This is a genomic window from Stygiolobus sp. CP859M, from assembly GCF_037389975.1.
In the GTDB taxonomy this organism is placed as follows: domain Archaea; phylum Thermoproteota; class Thermoprotei_A; order Sulfolobales; family Sulfolobaceae; genus Stygiolobus.
In genome coordinates this window covers 97,001-110,245 of the sequence record NZ_JBBHKS010000005.1, presented here as the reverse complement: position 1 = coordinate 110,245, position 13,245 = coordinate 97,001, and the positions used below count along the sequence as shown (strand labels likewise).

At 39.0% G+C, this 13,245-nt stretch carries 14 protein-coding genes; 8 read left to right on the top strand and 6 right to left on the bottom strand.

Annotation, left to right across the window (positions count from 1 at the left end):
* Window positions 1-23: 23 nt before the first annotated feature.
* Window positions 24-560 carry a hypothetical protein gene (locus WIW72_RS01225; protein WP_337701988.1) on the top strand — a complete coding sequence of 179 codons (537 nt, stop codon included), beginning with the start codon at window positions 24-26 and terminating at the stop codon, window positions 558-560.
* On the opposite strand, the gene WIW72_RS01220 is transcribed toward WIW72_RS01225, so the two are convergent.
* The 5 genes from WIW72_RS01220 to WIW72_RS01200 form a co-directional block, all read right to left on the bottom strand.
* The gene (locus WIW72_RS01220; RefSeq protein WP_443294740.1) at window positions 534-1,076 is read right to left on the bottom strand and encodes an RNA-processing protein; all 543 of its coding nucleotides are present in this window, start codon (window positions 1,074-1,076) and stop codon (window positions 534-536) included. The two genes, WIW72_RS01225 and WIW72_RS01220, sit on opposite strands and share 27 nt — an antisense overlap.
* On the bottom strand, window positions 1,054-1,845 hold the full coding sequence (locus WIW72_RS01215) for a serine protein kinase RIO (protein ID WP_337701899.1): 792 nt from the start codon (window positions 1,843-1,845) through the stop codon (window positions 1,054-1,056). Before WIW72_RS01215 ends, WIW72_RS01220 begins: the two co-directional genes overlap by 23 nt.
* 4 nt (window positions 1,846-1,849) lie before the next feature.
* Window positions 1,850-2,176 (bottom strand): translation initiation factor aIF-1A, encoded by a 327-nt coding sequence (locus tag WIW72_RS01210; protein WP_337701897.1) that lies wholly within the window; start codon window positions 2,174-2,176, stop codon window positions 1,850-1,852.
* A 43-nt stretch (window positions 2,177-2,219) separates the two neighbouring features.
* On the bottom strand, window positions 2,220-3,407 hold the full coding sequence (locus tag WIW72_RS01205; protein WP_337701895.1) for a thiolase family protein: 1,188 nt from the start codon (window positions 3,405-3,407) through the stop codon (window positions 2,220-2,222).
* Window positions 3,408-3,488: 81 nt separating this feature from the next.
* A complete protein-coding gene (locus WIW72_RS01200; protein WP_337701893.1) occupies window positions 3,489-4,712 on the bottom strand; it encodes a tRNA (N(6)-L-threonylcarbamoyladenosine(37)-C(2))-methylthiotransferase in 1,224 nt (407 codons plus the stop codon).
* A gap of 177 nt (window positions 4,713-4,889) precedes the next feature.
* On the opposite strand from WIW72_RS01200, the gene WIW72_RS01195 reads away from it, so the two are divergent.
* The 7 genes from WIW72_RS01195 to WIW72_RS01165 all read left to right on the top strand — a co-directional run bounded on the left by WIW72_RS01195 (window position 4,890) and on the right by WIW72_RS01165 (window position 12,060).
* The gene (locus tag WIW72_RS01195) at window positions 4,890-5,243 is read left to right on the top strand and encodes a translation initiation factor IF-2 subunit beta (RefSeq protein ID WP_337701986.1); all 354 of its coding nucleotides are present in this window, start codon (window positions 4,890-4,892) and stop codon (window positions 5,241-5,243) included.
* Window positions 5,240-5,539, top strand: coding sequence for a DUF424 domain-containing protein (locus WIW72_RS01190; protein WP_337701891.1), 300 nt, complete (start codon window positions 5,240-5,242; stop codon window positions 5,537-5,539). The genes WIW72_RS01195 and WIW72_RS01190 overlap by 4 nt, the downstream gene beginning before the upstream one ends.
* Window position 5,540: 1 nt before the next feature.
* On the top strand, window positions 5,541-6,251 hold the full coding sequence (locus tag WIW72_RS01185) for a 60S ribosomal export protein NMD3 (RefSeq protein WP_337701889.1): 711 nt from the start codon (window positions 5,541-5,543) through the stop codon (window positions 6,249-6,251).
* A complete protein-coding gene (rnhB, locus tag WIW72_RS01180) occupies window positions 6,248-6,880 on the top strand; it encodes a ribonuclease HII (protein WP_337721215.1) in 633 nt (210 codons plus the stop codon). The genes WIW72_RS01185 and rnhB overlap by 4 nt, the downstream gene beginning before the upstream one ends.
* Window positions 6,870-7,946, top strand: a complete 1,077-nt coding sequence (locus WIW72_RS01175; RefSeq protein ID WP_337701886.1) for a TGS domain-containing protein — start codon at window positions 6,870-6,872, stop codon at window positions 7,944-7,946. Before rnhB ends, WIW72_RS01175 begins: the two co-directional genes overlap by 11 nt.
* A gap of 447 nt (window positions 7,947-8,393) precedes the next feature.
* The gene (locus tag WIW72_RS01170) at window positions 8,394-10,289 is read left to right on the top strand and encodes a type II secretion system F family protein (protein ID WP_337721214.1); all 1,896 of its coding nucleotides are present in this window, start codon (window positions 8,394-8,396) and stop codon (window positions 10,287-10,289) included.
* A gap of 34 nt (window positions 10,290-10,323) precedes the next feature.
* On the top strand, window positions 10,324-12,060 hold the full coding sequence (locus tag WIW72_RS01165) for a type II/IV secretion system ATPase subunit (protein WP_337701882.1): 1,737 nt from the start codon (window positions 10,324-10,326) through the stop codon (window positions 12,058-12,060).
* On the opposite strand, the gene WIW72_RS01160 is transcribed toward WIW72_RS01165, so the two are convergent.
* A complete protein-coding gene (locus tag WIW72_RS01160) occupies window positions 12,041-13,222 on the bottom strand; it encodes a glycosyltransferase (RefSeq protein ID WP_337701984.1) in 1,182 nt (393 codons plus the stop codon). The genes WIW72_RS01165 and WIW72_RS01160 overlap by 20 nt on opposite strands.
* Between the last annotated feature and the right edge of the window lie 23 nt (window positions 13,223-13,245).

Sequence of the window (13,245 nt, the reverse complement as noted above, 5' to 3'; positions counted from 1 at the left end):
TAATGAAATTCACTATATATACTGTGAAGACCATTGAAGAGTTAAAGGAAAAATACGGCTTAACTGATGAAGAAATAGACTACGCTTTGGATAAGGCGAAGGGTATAATTCTAGGTTTCGCTATGGAGTTAAGGGCGATAAAAGTCCTAGAAGATATGAGCTTCACCAACATCAGATACGTGGATTTGCCTACTCATGATATTGAGGCTGAGAGATCAGGTAACAAATACTATATCGAGGTGAAGGCATCAAAGAAGTCTCCCACTAGAGAGTATTCTGCTTATAAGTTGGCTATGATAGCAATGCTCGAGGGAACTCACCTCACTTTAGTAATGAAACCTACTCCCCAATTGTTTAACACGGAGGAGATACTCAGTGAACCAAAAAAAATACTTTTACACTTCTTTCAGTACGCATACAGAGGGGATGTGGAAGGGCTGAAGAACTTAATGAGTAGTGAGAAGACGAAACTTATTCTCTCAAACTATAATAAAGTAATAAAAAGTTACTCCAGTAAATACAGCATAGATAGTTTAGAATTTATCAAGTCTTTCTTTTAATCCTTTCGATGACAAGAAGGACAGAGCCCTTTCGGCTTCATCTAGAAATTTATAAACTGTACTATGCTCCTTACCTTCAAGTAACATTTCAATAGCCCTCTTAGCAACAGACATATGTTCCACATTCCCCAAAAGGGCCACTATATGATCTCCAACTAGGATTTGAACACCTGTGTACTCCTGAATTATTTTTTTAGCCTTTCCCTTTTCTCCTATAATCCTCCCTTTAATCCTTCTTAGGGAGTCCGGACCGTTAGAGAAGTCTTTAAGTTCTATAATTTCTAACGTGTAATCATCTGACATAAGTTTCATAGAATCGTCAACAGAAAACCCTAAACCTATCGCGTTTATCACTGACCTAACCTTCATAGCGTCATATGCATTTCCCTGCTTGGGCGTGACTTTTATCGATTTAGTCTTTTCGTCAAGTTCTATGGTCGAGTTACTTATTTCCTCCAACTTTGGTATTAACTGTTTGATCAAAGGTAACTTATCATCCGGAACTGTCGTATACATCATTGCCTTTCACATTACTTATCTCTAGTCTACCTAATATATCCTCCACTGACTCCACGTTAACAGCGTGGTCTTCAAAAAATCTGTTTATATTTTCTAGATCCCTTTGTAATAATTCAAGAGCATTCGGATGCTCAATGTCAACGGATTGGCTAACATCTATTATATAAGGTCTGTTATCCCATACCATAATATTATACTCACTGAGGTCTCCGTGAACTAGGTGAGCAAGATTCACCATTTTCTCTACCTCTGCAATAATCGCATAATATAATTCTTCAGTTATGCCTTCCTCGGGAATCTCTTTTAGGAGGGGGGCCCTTACTCCTTCCTCACCTATGAATTCCATAACCAAGATATTTCGGAAAACAAAGATTGGCTTAGGAGCTGACACTCCAGCATCGCTTAGCCTTGCTAAGTTCTTGTATTCCTTCCTAGCCCAGATTTCAATAAGCTGAAACGTGGTCTTTATCTTAACGTCCTTAAAGCGGGGGTCTCCTAAGGTGTACTTCTCCAAAGCCCTCTTACTTGCAGCGGTGCTAACGTAATATATCTTTACTGCATACCACTTACCGTCTCTTGTTAAAGCTGGGTAAACCTTTGCCTCTTTTCCTGATGATATAGCCCCGTAATACTCCTTTATGTTTAATCTCCTTGCGATCTGAATAAGGGAGAGATAAGTACGAGAATCAATCGTTGAATCTACGACTTTAAAAAGATCCTCATCCTTTATCCTCTTTTCTTCCTTCCTCTTCTTTCCATCAATCAAACTGTTATCCTCTCAATTGCTCGATTATCTCAGCACTGACTACTTTTTCCTCAATCAACTTCCTCACTTCGCTCTCCTCATAGCGGTAAACTATATCGCACTTACTAGGTTGGAAGTCCCAAGGAGCTGCTAAAACTACATCACCTTCTCTTATCCACATTTTTTTCTTCATCTTGCCAGGAATCCTTGCTAACCTCTCCTTCCCGTCCAAGCATACAACTTGAATGTGTTCCGCTCCTAACATTTTCTTAACTACACATAAGACCTCTCCTTCTTCAGGCTTCGGAACTTCTCTTGTAGGCTGTGGCGATGCTGACTTCTTTTTAGTCAATCAGTTAATCACCACCATATCATTTACGGCATAAGCTTTAAAGTTATAGAGGTCTTAAAAGCTCGATTGCAATTGCTGTGGAACCACCAGTCCCGTGGCATATACTCGCTATACCTCTTTTACCACCCATCTTGGATAACACGTTAATTAGCGTAGTAATAATCCTTGCACCGCTGGCCCCTATAGGATGACCTAACGCTATAGCCCCACCGAATACGTTCAACCTATCATAAGGAACGCCTAGGTATCTATTGTATAAAGCATTATTTACGGCAAAAGCCTCGTTATTCTCGAAATAATCGAATTGAGAAATATCCATATTAAGTTTCTGTAAAAGCTTCTTCACGGCAAACACTGGTGCCTCAGTAAACCTCCAGCTCTCTATACCTACCCAACTGTATCCTATAATCTTAGCTAACGGCTCTACCTTATATTCCTTTACTGCTTTCTCACTCATAAGAACGAGTGCAGCTGCACCATCGCTTATTTGAGAGGAATTTCCTGCTGTGTGAACACCGTCAGGAGTAAATGCTGGTTTCAATTGGGATAACTTTTCTATAGACGTATCTCTCCTTATACCTTCATCTTGGGTAATTTCCTTACCGTCAATTGTCACCTTTACTATCTCGTCCTTGAAATAACCTTTGTCTGTAGCCATTGCAGCCCTTTTGTGACTCTCGTAAGCTATTTCGTCTAATTCCCTCCTTGTGAAATTATGAGACTTAGCTACCATATCCGCTTCTTGACCCATCAATTTCATGTTAAAGGGGTCTGTTAACCCGTCCATTAACATAGTGTCGATGAATGACAACTGCTTGCCCAGAAGCATTTTTACGCCCCACCTCGCATCACTCTTAACTGCTAGCATTGCTTGACTCATGCTCTCCATTCCTCCTGCCACAACAATATCAGCATCTCCGCTCTTGATCATCTGTGAAGCGTTAATAGTGCTTATCATTCCCGAAGAGCATACCATATCTACACAATACCCTTCTATTTCCATAGGAACACCAGCCTTTACCGCAGCCTGTCTTGCTAGGTCTTGACCATGACCTGCTCTCAGTATATTGCCCATTATTGTTATGTCTACTTTATTTGGTTCTACTCCAGCTCTTTTTAACGCTTCTTTTATTACTACGGCTCCTAAGTCAACCGGAGGAACGTCCTTATAAGCTCCTCCGAACTTACCTATAGGAGTCCTTACAGCCGAGACAATGTAAACGTCTGGCATATACAAACATTATGTTTAAAGTAGTTTAAATTTTTTAAAACTTAACTTATTGTGAAGTTTAGAATAATTAGCCAACATCGTTTAATGAGTTGCCTGAATAGGGAGACCCACTAGCCTTCCTCGTAAGTCAAAGAAGGACGCTTCCGTAATTTCTACGTCTACCCATTTACCCAATTCAACTTTATCACTTATCACCACGGGAATATAGTTTAAAGTCCTACCTATAACAGACCCTTTCCTGCCTAGTTCCGTAGTGATAACTTTAGATACTGAACCCACATACTCACTGTGTACCTCGCGAGCTAATTCTTCATAAAGTTTATTTGCAATTTGCATTCTGATCTTCTTAATTGGATCCGGAACTTGTTTCATTGAAGCACTTCTGGTATTAGGTCTTATTGAGTACATTGCTAAATGAATTCTCTCAAACTTTAACTCTTTCATGAGTTCTAACGTGTTCTTAAATGCCTCTTCGTCTTCCCCAGGGTGACCAATTATAATGTCTGTAGTTATATTAACTATAGGTATTTTCTTCCTAATCTCATTCACCATCTCTTTGTATTCTTCTACTGTGTACTTCCTATTCATTAACTTCAATACGTTATTGTCACCGCTTTGCACTGGTAAGTGAACGAACTTAAAGACCTTCTTGTTCTTCAAGACCTCTATTAAACCGTCTAAGTCCCTCATTGCTAGCTCTGGAGTCATCATACCTATCCTTATCATAAAGTCACCTTCTACGTCTACTACTTTGTTCACCAAATCCGAGAGCTTAATTCCTCCTAAATCTAAACCGTAAGCAGCGGAATCTTGGGCTGTCAGTTCTATCTCTACTGCTCCTTTCCTTACAGCTTCTTCTACTGCACCAACTACGAGATGTGGAGGGTAACTCCTCAATTTTCTTCTAGCCAACTTAGTTATACAGAAGTTACAGTCTCCAGCACATCCGTCAGCTATAGGAATTATAGCGATCTTACCCTCGAAAACCTTGGGTGTAAATAATGGTTTTTCTCCCTCCAAAATTATCTTCTTCTCGTCGGACTCTACTACCTCTACTACCTTCTCGACTGATTGAGGACCTATTAATGACGCCTCTGGAGCTAATGAAATCACCGCTGCTGGTTCTGCTCCCGCAAAACACCCGGCTACTATAAGCTTCTTGTTCAGCTTTTTAAGTTCCTTAATCCTCTGCTTCATTCTCTCCTCAGTCTCAAGCCTAACAGCACAAGTGTTTAGGATAATTGTGTCTGCCTCATCAAGTTCTTTCACTATCTCGTGTCCGTTCTCTCTTAGTAAAGTCATCATTATGTAACTATCTCCTTTATTCAATGCACACCCGTAGGTTTCAATATAAACCTTCACTGTAAATCACAAGTAATATAAACCTTCGAATTCTTAAGATTACTTGTGGACTCACAACAAACGGATAAACAATATGAGGCTTTACTAGACAGATTGTATAAGAAGCTACCCGAAAAAGATATGAAAGTGGGAGGACAGACTCTACCTAGCTTAGTGATCCTTCACATCGGAGCTACTACTATTATTAAAAACTTTGCGGAGTACTGCGATAGGATCAGGAGGGATAATAAGATATGTATGAGGTACTTACTCAAGGAGTTAGGTGCTCCAGGTTCAGTCAATGAAAACGGACAACTTGTAATTCAGGGTAAGTTCACTTCATCGGTGATAAACGCATTGATGGACAGGTTTTTGAGGAGTTATGTGCAATGTAGCACTTGTAAGAGCTTAGACACCGTGTTGAAGACGGATAAAAAAATATGGTATATCTCTTGTCTCGCATGTGGAGCTCAAACACCGGTGAAACCCATATGAGAAAAGTTCTTTTAAACGTGATAAGGGAACAAGGTTATGTTTTTGTTAACGTATGTGAACCCGAACTATTGGGAAAAATATTCAAGAAAGGAGATATATCGCTAGAGATAAATAAGGAGTTTTATGCGGGGGAAGAAGTCAGCTTAGACTACGTTTTTACATTGTTCGATGAAGCTAACGTAGTAAGTTTGGTAGGTAAAGAGATCGTAGATGAAGCTATAAAGAGAGGGTATGTTGCCAAGGAAGGAGTATTGGAAATAGAAGGAGTTAAATTCGCTCAAGTTTATAACATGTAAGATGACAAGGTTCTGCGTTAAATGCGGTAGGGAAAACGTTGAACTGATCGGTCCCCTCTGCATTGACTGTTATCTAGAAACCAAAGAACTCGTAGATACGCCGAGAGAGATTAAGGGAAAAATCTGCAAGATCTGCGGTTCGGAATGGGCTGAGGGTAGGTGGATTAAGCACCGAGACTTAACAGTTTCACCAGTGGAGTCAGTGATATACAGAGAGATGAGCAAAAGAACAAAGCTCGATCCCAACATCGAGGAGTTTAACTACAGTATTGCTAATCAGTATTCAGACCCTAACGGTCACTCCTTTGTAGATGTAGAATTCAAGGGAAGAATAAAGGGAAAAGAATTCAGAGCCATAAAGACTGTAAGCCTTAAAGTAGATAAGGTAGTTTGCCCTGATTGTATAAAGAAGAAGTCAAAATATTATGAAGCAATTATTCAATTGAGAAGTAAAACTGAGGGAAGTTTATCACCTGAGAAGAAGAACGTTTTTGAGTCATTCTTTGATCGTGAGGCAATTGAAAACCTATCGGACATAGCTGAAGGTAAAGAAGGCATAGACTATTATTTTATTAAGAAAAGCGTAGCGAGGAGAGTCGTCTCAGCTTTTACTTCAAGTGTTAAAGACGTAAAAGTGATCGAGACTTATCAGGACGAGACAATAAAAAACGGTAAAAAGTTTGCTAAGCTTGTGATTTCAGTAAGAATATGATCCTTCTAGGAGTAGACGAGGCTGGTAGGGGCTCACTAATAGGACCGATGATAGTAGCCGGTGTTGTGATAGAAGAAGATAAGGCAGAGCTCTTAGCAAAATTAGGAGTTAAAGATAGTAAAAAGCTGAAGAGGGAGAAGAGAGAAGAACTATTTAAGTTAATTCTATATTATAGTTTAAGCGTAACAATAGTCAAGGTCTTTCCCGAGGATATAGATGCGAAGAACCTAAACGAATTAACATATGACAGCGTCATAAAAATAATTCAATCCGCCCTCCCTTTCAAGCCTGGCAGAGTTACAGTTGATAAAGTAGGAAAAGAGGAAAGAGTTATTAGGTTCATTAAAGAGATAGGAGCTGAGCCTAATGTTATACATAATGCTGACGTATTATACCCGGAATGTAGCGCAGCAAGTATTGTAGCCAAAGTGATACGGGATAAATACGTTGATATCCTCAAACAAAAATACGGTGATTTTGGCAGCGGTTACCCGGGAGATGATAAAACGGTAGATTGGATTAAACAAGTTTACTCTGTTTCCTCAACTCCACCTCCGATCATAAGAAGGTCGTGGAAAATTTTACAAGAGATAGCACCTAATTATTATATTAGTAAATATGGTTACTAACTTACCGGCTGAGGCTAAAGCTAAGTGGATTAAATACATGGATGCTAAGACTACAGAAGAGAAAATTAAAGCTTTACAAGATTTCCTAAGTGCAGTCCCAAAACACAAAGGTACTGAAAACCTAGTTTATTGGGCTAAAAGACGACTCGCCGAGCTTAAGGAGGAAGCCCAGCTAGAAAGGAGGAAGTCCTCCTCTGTCGGGAGAGGCCTACAATTTTTTATCGAGAAAGAGGGAGCCGGACAAGTTGTAATGATAGGCGATAACCAATTAAAGAACGAACTAATGAGAAAACTGACTAATGTGAAGAACGATCCAGAAGAATTACCCGTTCCGGGTATGATGAAGTATTTAGATGTTCAGATCCAGTTGGTTAACACGCCTCCATTAATATTCGAGGCAAGAAGCTTGATAGGACGAATACTCGGTTTAGCTAAGAACGCCGATGAATTACTGATAGTTGTCAGAGATAAGACAATGTTCGATAACATAAAAGCGTATCTCGATTCTAACGGTGTGACATTACGTAAACCTAAAGGCAAGATAGTAATAGATAGGGCGAGGCAAGGTAATACTGGAATAAGGATTGTCCTAATGGGCAAACTTGTTAATACCACAGAGGATGAAATTAGAAGGTACTTAGAGAGTTTCGGCATAAAGAATGCTCTAGTAAAAATCTTCGGTGAAGTAACACTTGATGATGTAGAAAGAGAAGTATTTCAGACTACTATCTATAAACCGTCAGTGACAGTGACTTTAGAGGAATTTTCAGACCCAGATACAATAGTGGTGAAATGGAAAGACTTAGAGAAGTTAAAAGAAAGCATATTTAGAGCCTTAGACGTTATAAGAGTTTACACCAAAGAGCCTGGATCTAAGCCATCCGGTGAACCCCTAGTAGTAAAGAGAGGGTCTACTGTTATCGATGTTGCAAGAAAGCTCCATAATGAATTTGCTGAACAGTTCAAATATGCGAAGATTTGGGGGAAATCTGCAAAATTCCCTGGACAAAAAGTAGGTGCGGATCACATATTGGATGACGGAGATATAGTGGAGATACATACTTGACAGAGAGACACTGAAGCCCAAGGAAGTATAACTTAGATATATCTCGTGAAATATAATGGATAAACTTCTATAACGTCACTTATCACTTTGCCGTCGACAAAAGTTCTAGATAAACCGTGAATTTTATGTCTTATGATATTATTTAACATTCCTAACTCTTCTCGTGAAGTTTATAAATTTTGTAGTTACATACCAAAATGTAGAAGAGAGCCCTACAGTGAACTCGATGAGCAATGTGAGGGGGAGGATGGGTTCGATGAGGCTCCCTATGTCCTTGAAGGGAGTGGTTCAACTACCGCTCCCGTAGACGGCATGGGGAGCCGGACAAGGGGAATGAGGACGAGAGGTTGAATACAAATTCATGAAACATCGATGAAAGTCCGACCCCTACTATGTTGTAAACCATCTATAAAGGTTTATATTTCACACATAGTCTAAATTATCTTAATGGCAATTTCAATCGGAAGAAAAAAAACTAATAAAAATAACTCGAACTCACCTTCTAAACCTAATTATAGTGCTATCGACTTAATGTTTTATAAATCATCCTTTGCCAAATTCTTTGCCAAATCATTAGGAAAGAAGCTTGAAAAAGCTGGGCTACCCGATGACCCTCAGATCTTAGCTTCGAGATTAATATTCTTTCTAACAATTTCTATAATATTTATGATAGTTCTTTTAGTTGCAGGCGTAATTTCTATCAGAGACTTTGTGCTAACTGGTGATCGTAAGTTCGCAGTACTCGGAATAATGAGCTTCATATTCGGCGTTATAATTCCGCCAGTAACCTACCTTTTGTTTAACCTTAATATTTCGCAGAAGATCGATAGTAGAAGAATAGGTATAGAAGCTGAAACACCTGCATTTGCAGCATTGTTCTTGGTATTCCTTAGATCTGGCTTATCACCAAAGATATTGTTTGAAAACCTTAGCAAGACCAGAGCTTTTACTTACATTAATGGAGTTTCCAAATACATCGTAAAAAGGATGAACTATCTAGGAGAGAGTGTGGAAAGAGCTGTTGACAGCTCAATTAGAATTGTACCCTCAAAGCTCTACGAGGAGCTAATGACTACATACATAACAGCTGTAGTTAGTGGGGCGCCCGTTTACGAGACTATGACTACTAAGGTTAAGGATATTATAAAGAAAATTGAGTTACTCGCTGCTGTAGCTGCTGACAGATTATCAGGTGTGGGGGAAGGATATGTAACGTGGTTAGCTTCAGGTTTCATAACCATATATCTTATTCTAATTCTAGAGTCAGTATTTACGTTACTCCAGTTACTACCACTACCTATCATCGGTATTTTAGTAGTAATATTTGTCCCAATGGTTAACGTACTTTTCATATTTGCAGTTGATTCAATTCAATTTAAATTCCCAGAGAAACCTTTGAAAGCAGATAAATTATTCTTAGAGCTATTTCCTGTTGGATTTATCTTAGGTATTGTTTTAATGATAATTCTAGAGCCATTAATGTCAAGAATTTTCCACTATCCATCCGTGGCTCCCCAATATTTGATAATTGGAATGTTCACACTGAGTGGGACGACTTATTACGTTCCTGCAACTGTGATAGGATTAACACTTGGATTCATAATAGCAATGATACCGCCTACTATAATGGCACAGAGGGAACTGAACGAAGGCACAGGCTATGATATCTACGTAGTGAGACTTCTCAGGGCCATTGGTGAAGGAGTCAGAGCCGGTTTATCCCCAGAGACTATTATTAAGAACTTGAAGGACAATAAAGAGATGGGTAAATTACAGGGCATTTTGAAGAGACTTTATGCTTATATAAAGTTAGGTATGCCCGTGAAGGACGCATTTAGGAAGGCATCTCAGACAATAGTAGACTTCCCCACACAAGTAGCGTTTAACTCCTTAGCCGACATGGTGGAAATAGGAAGTTTAACGCCAGAATCGGTAGAGATATTAGCCGATCAGCTTGATTCACAAATAAGAATTAGAAATGAATATTACTCTAAGATAAAGGTATTATTATACATGCCCTACATAGGTTCGATTCTAGCCTTAATTACCTCAGTAATATTGTCAAGTGCCATATTATCCCTGATAAGTACTGGTGGTTATGCTTTCACATACGGACCTCTAGCAGTAGCCACTACTTTAGTTCCGAGAGCAATATACATGACTGCTTTATCCTCTGTGTTTAACTCTATGCTAGCGGGCCTATTAGTTGGAAAATTGGCTAGAGGTAGAATAGCCAACGGTTACAAACACTCTATCATTCTCATGACAATAACAATGTTGCTACTCTTAATGACCCTACTGCTACACTTCTCATTTATATCGAATCAAACTCCAACATTATGAAAGCTTATATAGAAGAGGAAGTTAATATATGATAATGAGTTCACAAAAATTAAAGTTAAAATTACCTAAATTTTCCAGCGGGAACAAAAAAATCACCCCTAAAATAGACGACTTAGATCTTCCCTTCTCACTTTACCCGTTATTTATACCGGTACAAAGCATTGAGGGAGAGGTTTATTCTCAGTATGACATCGACTTATCCAATATAATTCCAGAGCAAATAGCAAACGACTTTAGCCAGAACAGAATCGAACTCTCGATAGCAAAACCAAACGTCTTCATAACTTATGACGAGGAAAAGGGAATATACAAATACAACTTGATCGAACCTTTGATGGACGTCAACACGTTCAATTTATACCTCTTGCTAATCGACGAAGTGGAAAGGAGCTTACTATCTGATGCAGACCACGTGCCTTTAGGGAAAATCTTAGTAGACCTTAATGCTAAGAGACCGGAACTCAAGGTATTCCAAGGTAAAGTAGGAGAACTAAACGTATTATCAACACCGTTTAAGGTAGCGCTCTATTATTTGCTCAGAAACATGTTCGGTTACAATATACTTACGCCCTTACTATTAGATCATAATGTTGAGGATATCTCCTCTAGTGGACTTAATCTACCCATTTACGTATACCACCGACAATTCGAGTATACTCCAACAAACATAATAATTACGAAGCAAATGAACATGTTCGACAGGGTAATCGACGGTGAACAACTTATTGACGAACTAGTCTTAAGATTCATATCTTTAGCTAATAAGACCATTTCAGTAGCAACACCTATAGCTGACGGTATATTACCTAAAGGAGATAGAATTGCAGCAACTTTTAGGAGAGAAGTATCGGCTAACGGTTCTTCCTTTGTAATAAGGAGGTTCGCCGAGAGTCCGATCACAATATTGGACTTAATAAATAGCAAAGTCCTTTCACCAGAGGCTGCAGCATACTTATGGTATGCTATAGATATGAAGCTGTCATTCATGGTCATAGGAGTAACCGGAGCTGGTAAGACCACCGTAATGAACGCTATCCTAAACTTGGTCAAAGAGTCGATGAAGATAATGTCTATAGAGGATATCCCCGAGATTAGACTGGCACAAGATAACTGGGTACAATTATATGCAAGACCTGCTTACGGAGGTTTAGGAAAAGAAGTAACATTAATGGATCTACTAAAGTTATCCCTGAGATATAGGCCTGATATAATAGTAGTCGGTGAGATCAGAGGTGAGGAAGCATATGTATTGTTCCAGGCTATATCAACTGGACACGGTGGAGCTACAACATTCCATGCCTACGACGCTGAAAGCGCAGTAAAGAGGTTGATGAACGAACCGCTAAATATTCCTTCCGAGTGGATACCAATGATGAACATAATTGTAACTGTAAGGAGATTACCAGTATATGTGGGCGATAAGATACTCTTAAGAAGAAGAGCTGTCGCAATAAATGAAATAGTGTCGTACAACGACCTAAGGCAAAGTGTAAGATGGGATCCTAATACAGACACACATATAATTGACTACAACGCTGCTGTGGTATTAAGGGCTAGAGTAGAGGAAAGTGGAAAGAACTTTGATGATGTGAAAGCTGAAATCGAAAGGAGAGCTACTTACTTGAAGATCTTGGCAAGCACAAGGCAGATAATACAAAGTAGGGATAGCTATAAGCTACTAAAGAAGTATATAATTAAATACTCTCTAAGACCAGAAGAGGCCATGAGAGAAGTACAAGTGATGTCCGGTGCTAAGCAAGTGACTCCATAATCGCCAGTCCCAATAGAATCAAGCTAGACAACCAATATCCACATAGGGAGTTGATGAAGCTCAACAAGAAAATTGGCAATTCTTTAGATGAAGATTTTTGACTTTCTTCCTCTCTTCTCTGTTTCGGAGTAACCCTCCACTTATACGGGATTTTCAGAAGTCCTTTCCAATATCCTGAAGTTGAAGCATTTATTATAGTTACTACAATGCTAAAATCTCCCTCCTTCTGACCTAAAGATAAGGCATAAGCCGCTGTAGATACTCCGTAAATGATTAGCGGTAATAAGAGGATTGATTGGTTTATTCCAAGTAGAAATTCCATTCCGTTGAAGAACAGCAAAGTTAATAAAAACAAGGGATAGATTCCCCACTGCTGAGCATAGATGAACCCCTCAACTCCCTTAAATCCTTTCCCTAACATCTTTAAAGACAATAAGAGTATTTGCGAGGAACCGTAAGACCACCTCTCGATCTGTTTGAAGAGGTCGTGTAAAGTATAAGGGGCTTTTGATAAGACTGTTATATCGTGGAAGTACTCGACCTTTACCCCTTTAAGGAAAAGCCTTATTCCAAGTTCTAAATCCTCTGCTATTACGCCCTCCTTCCACATACCCACATTCCACAACATATCTCTCTTTATGGAGAAAGCAGAACCGTTGGGAAAAATCGGTAATCCTAATGAATTCCTACCCCTAAACAGAGATATCATGACCTTGTCTGTGAAGTCCCTATAATACTTCTGTAACTCTGTCTCAACTCCGTATATTGAAATTTTAAAGGCTGCAGCATTAAAATCCTCTTTGTTTAACCTCTTCAAGAATTCCTTATCTACTCTCGCATCTGCATCAAGAAAAACAAAATAATCGCCTATTCCTTTACTACAAGCGAAATTTAGCGCTCCAGCCTTACCCCCTTTAGGATTATCCCTTCTGAAGATTCTGAAGTTTTTAGGCAGGGTGAGATCACCAAATATTTCCTTAAAGTGAGTCTCATCGTCATCTGAGACTATAATCACTTCATAATTTCGATAATCTAAAGAGGACAAATTATCAATCAGTCCTTTTATAGTCTCTCTGTCTTCTCCTTTTACCGCAATTATTACGGAAAAGAACTTTTCTCCTCTACCTTGTGGTTTTATATCACTAGTAGCTTTCAAACCCACTCTGTAATAATAGACTTGTAAAA

What these genes read in the sequence shown, in the direction of transcription:
- WIW72_RS01220 (WP_443294740.1), bottom strand. Translation starts at nt 1,076, where the DNA reads ATGTATACGACAGTTCCGGATGATAAGTTACCTTTGATCAAACAGTTA.
- WIW72_RS01205 (WP_337701895.1), bottom strand. Translation starts at nt 3,407, where the DNA reads ATGCCAGACGTTTACATTGTCTCGGCTGTAAGGACTCCTATAGGTAAG.
- WIW72_RS01200 (WP_337701893.1), bottom strand. Translation starts at nt 4,712, where the DNA reads ATGATGACTTTACTAAGAGAGAACGGACACGAGATAGTGAAAGAACTT.
- WIW72_RS01195 (WP_337701986.1), top strand. Translation starts at nt 4,890, where the DNA reads ATGAAAGTGGGAGGACAGACTCTACCTAGCTTAGTGATCCTTCACATC.
- WIW72_RS01190 (WP_337701891.1), top strand. Translation starts at nt 5,240, where the DNA reads ATGAGAAAAGTTCTTTTAAACGTGATAAGGGAACAAGGTTATGTTTTT.
- WIW72_RS01185 (WP_337701889.1), top strand. Translation starts at nt 5,541, where the DNA reads ATGACAAGGTTCTGCGTTAAATGCGGTAGGGAAAACGTTGAACTGATC.
- rnhB (WP_337721215.1), top strand. Translation starts at nt 6,248, where the DNA reads ATGATCCTTCTAGGAGTAGACGAGGCTGGTAGGGGCTCACTAATAGGA.
- WIW72_RS01175 (WP_337701886.1), top strand. Translation starts at nt 6,870, where the DNA reads ATGGTTACTAACTTACCGGCTGAGGCTAAAGCTAAGTGGATTAAATAC.
- WIW72_RS01170 (WP_337721214.1), top strand. Translation starts at nt 8,394, where the DNA reads ATGGCAATTTCAATCGGAAGAAAAAAAACTAATAAAAATAACTCGAAC.
- WIW72_RS01165 (WP_337701882.1), top strand. Translation starts at nt 10,324, where the DNA reads ATGAGTTCACAAAAATTAAAGTTAAAATTACCTAAATTTTCCAGCGGG.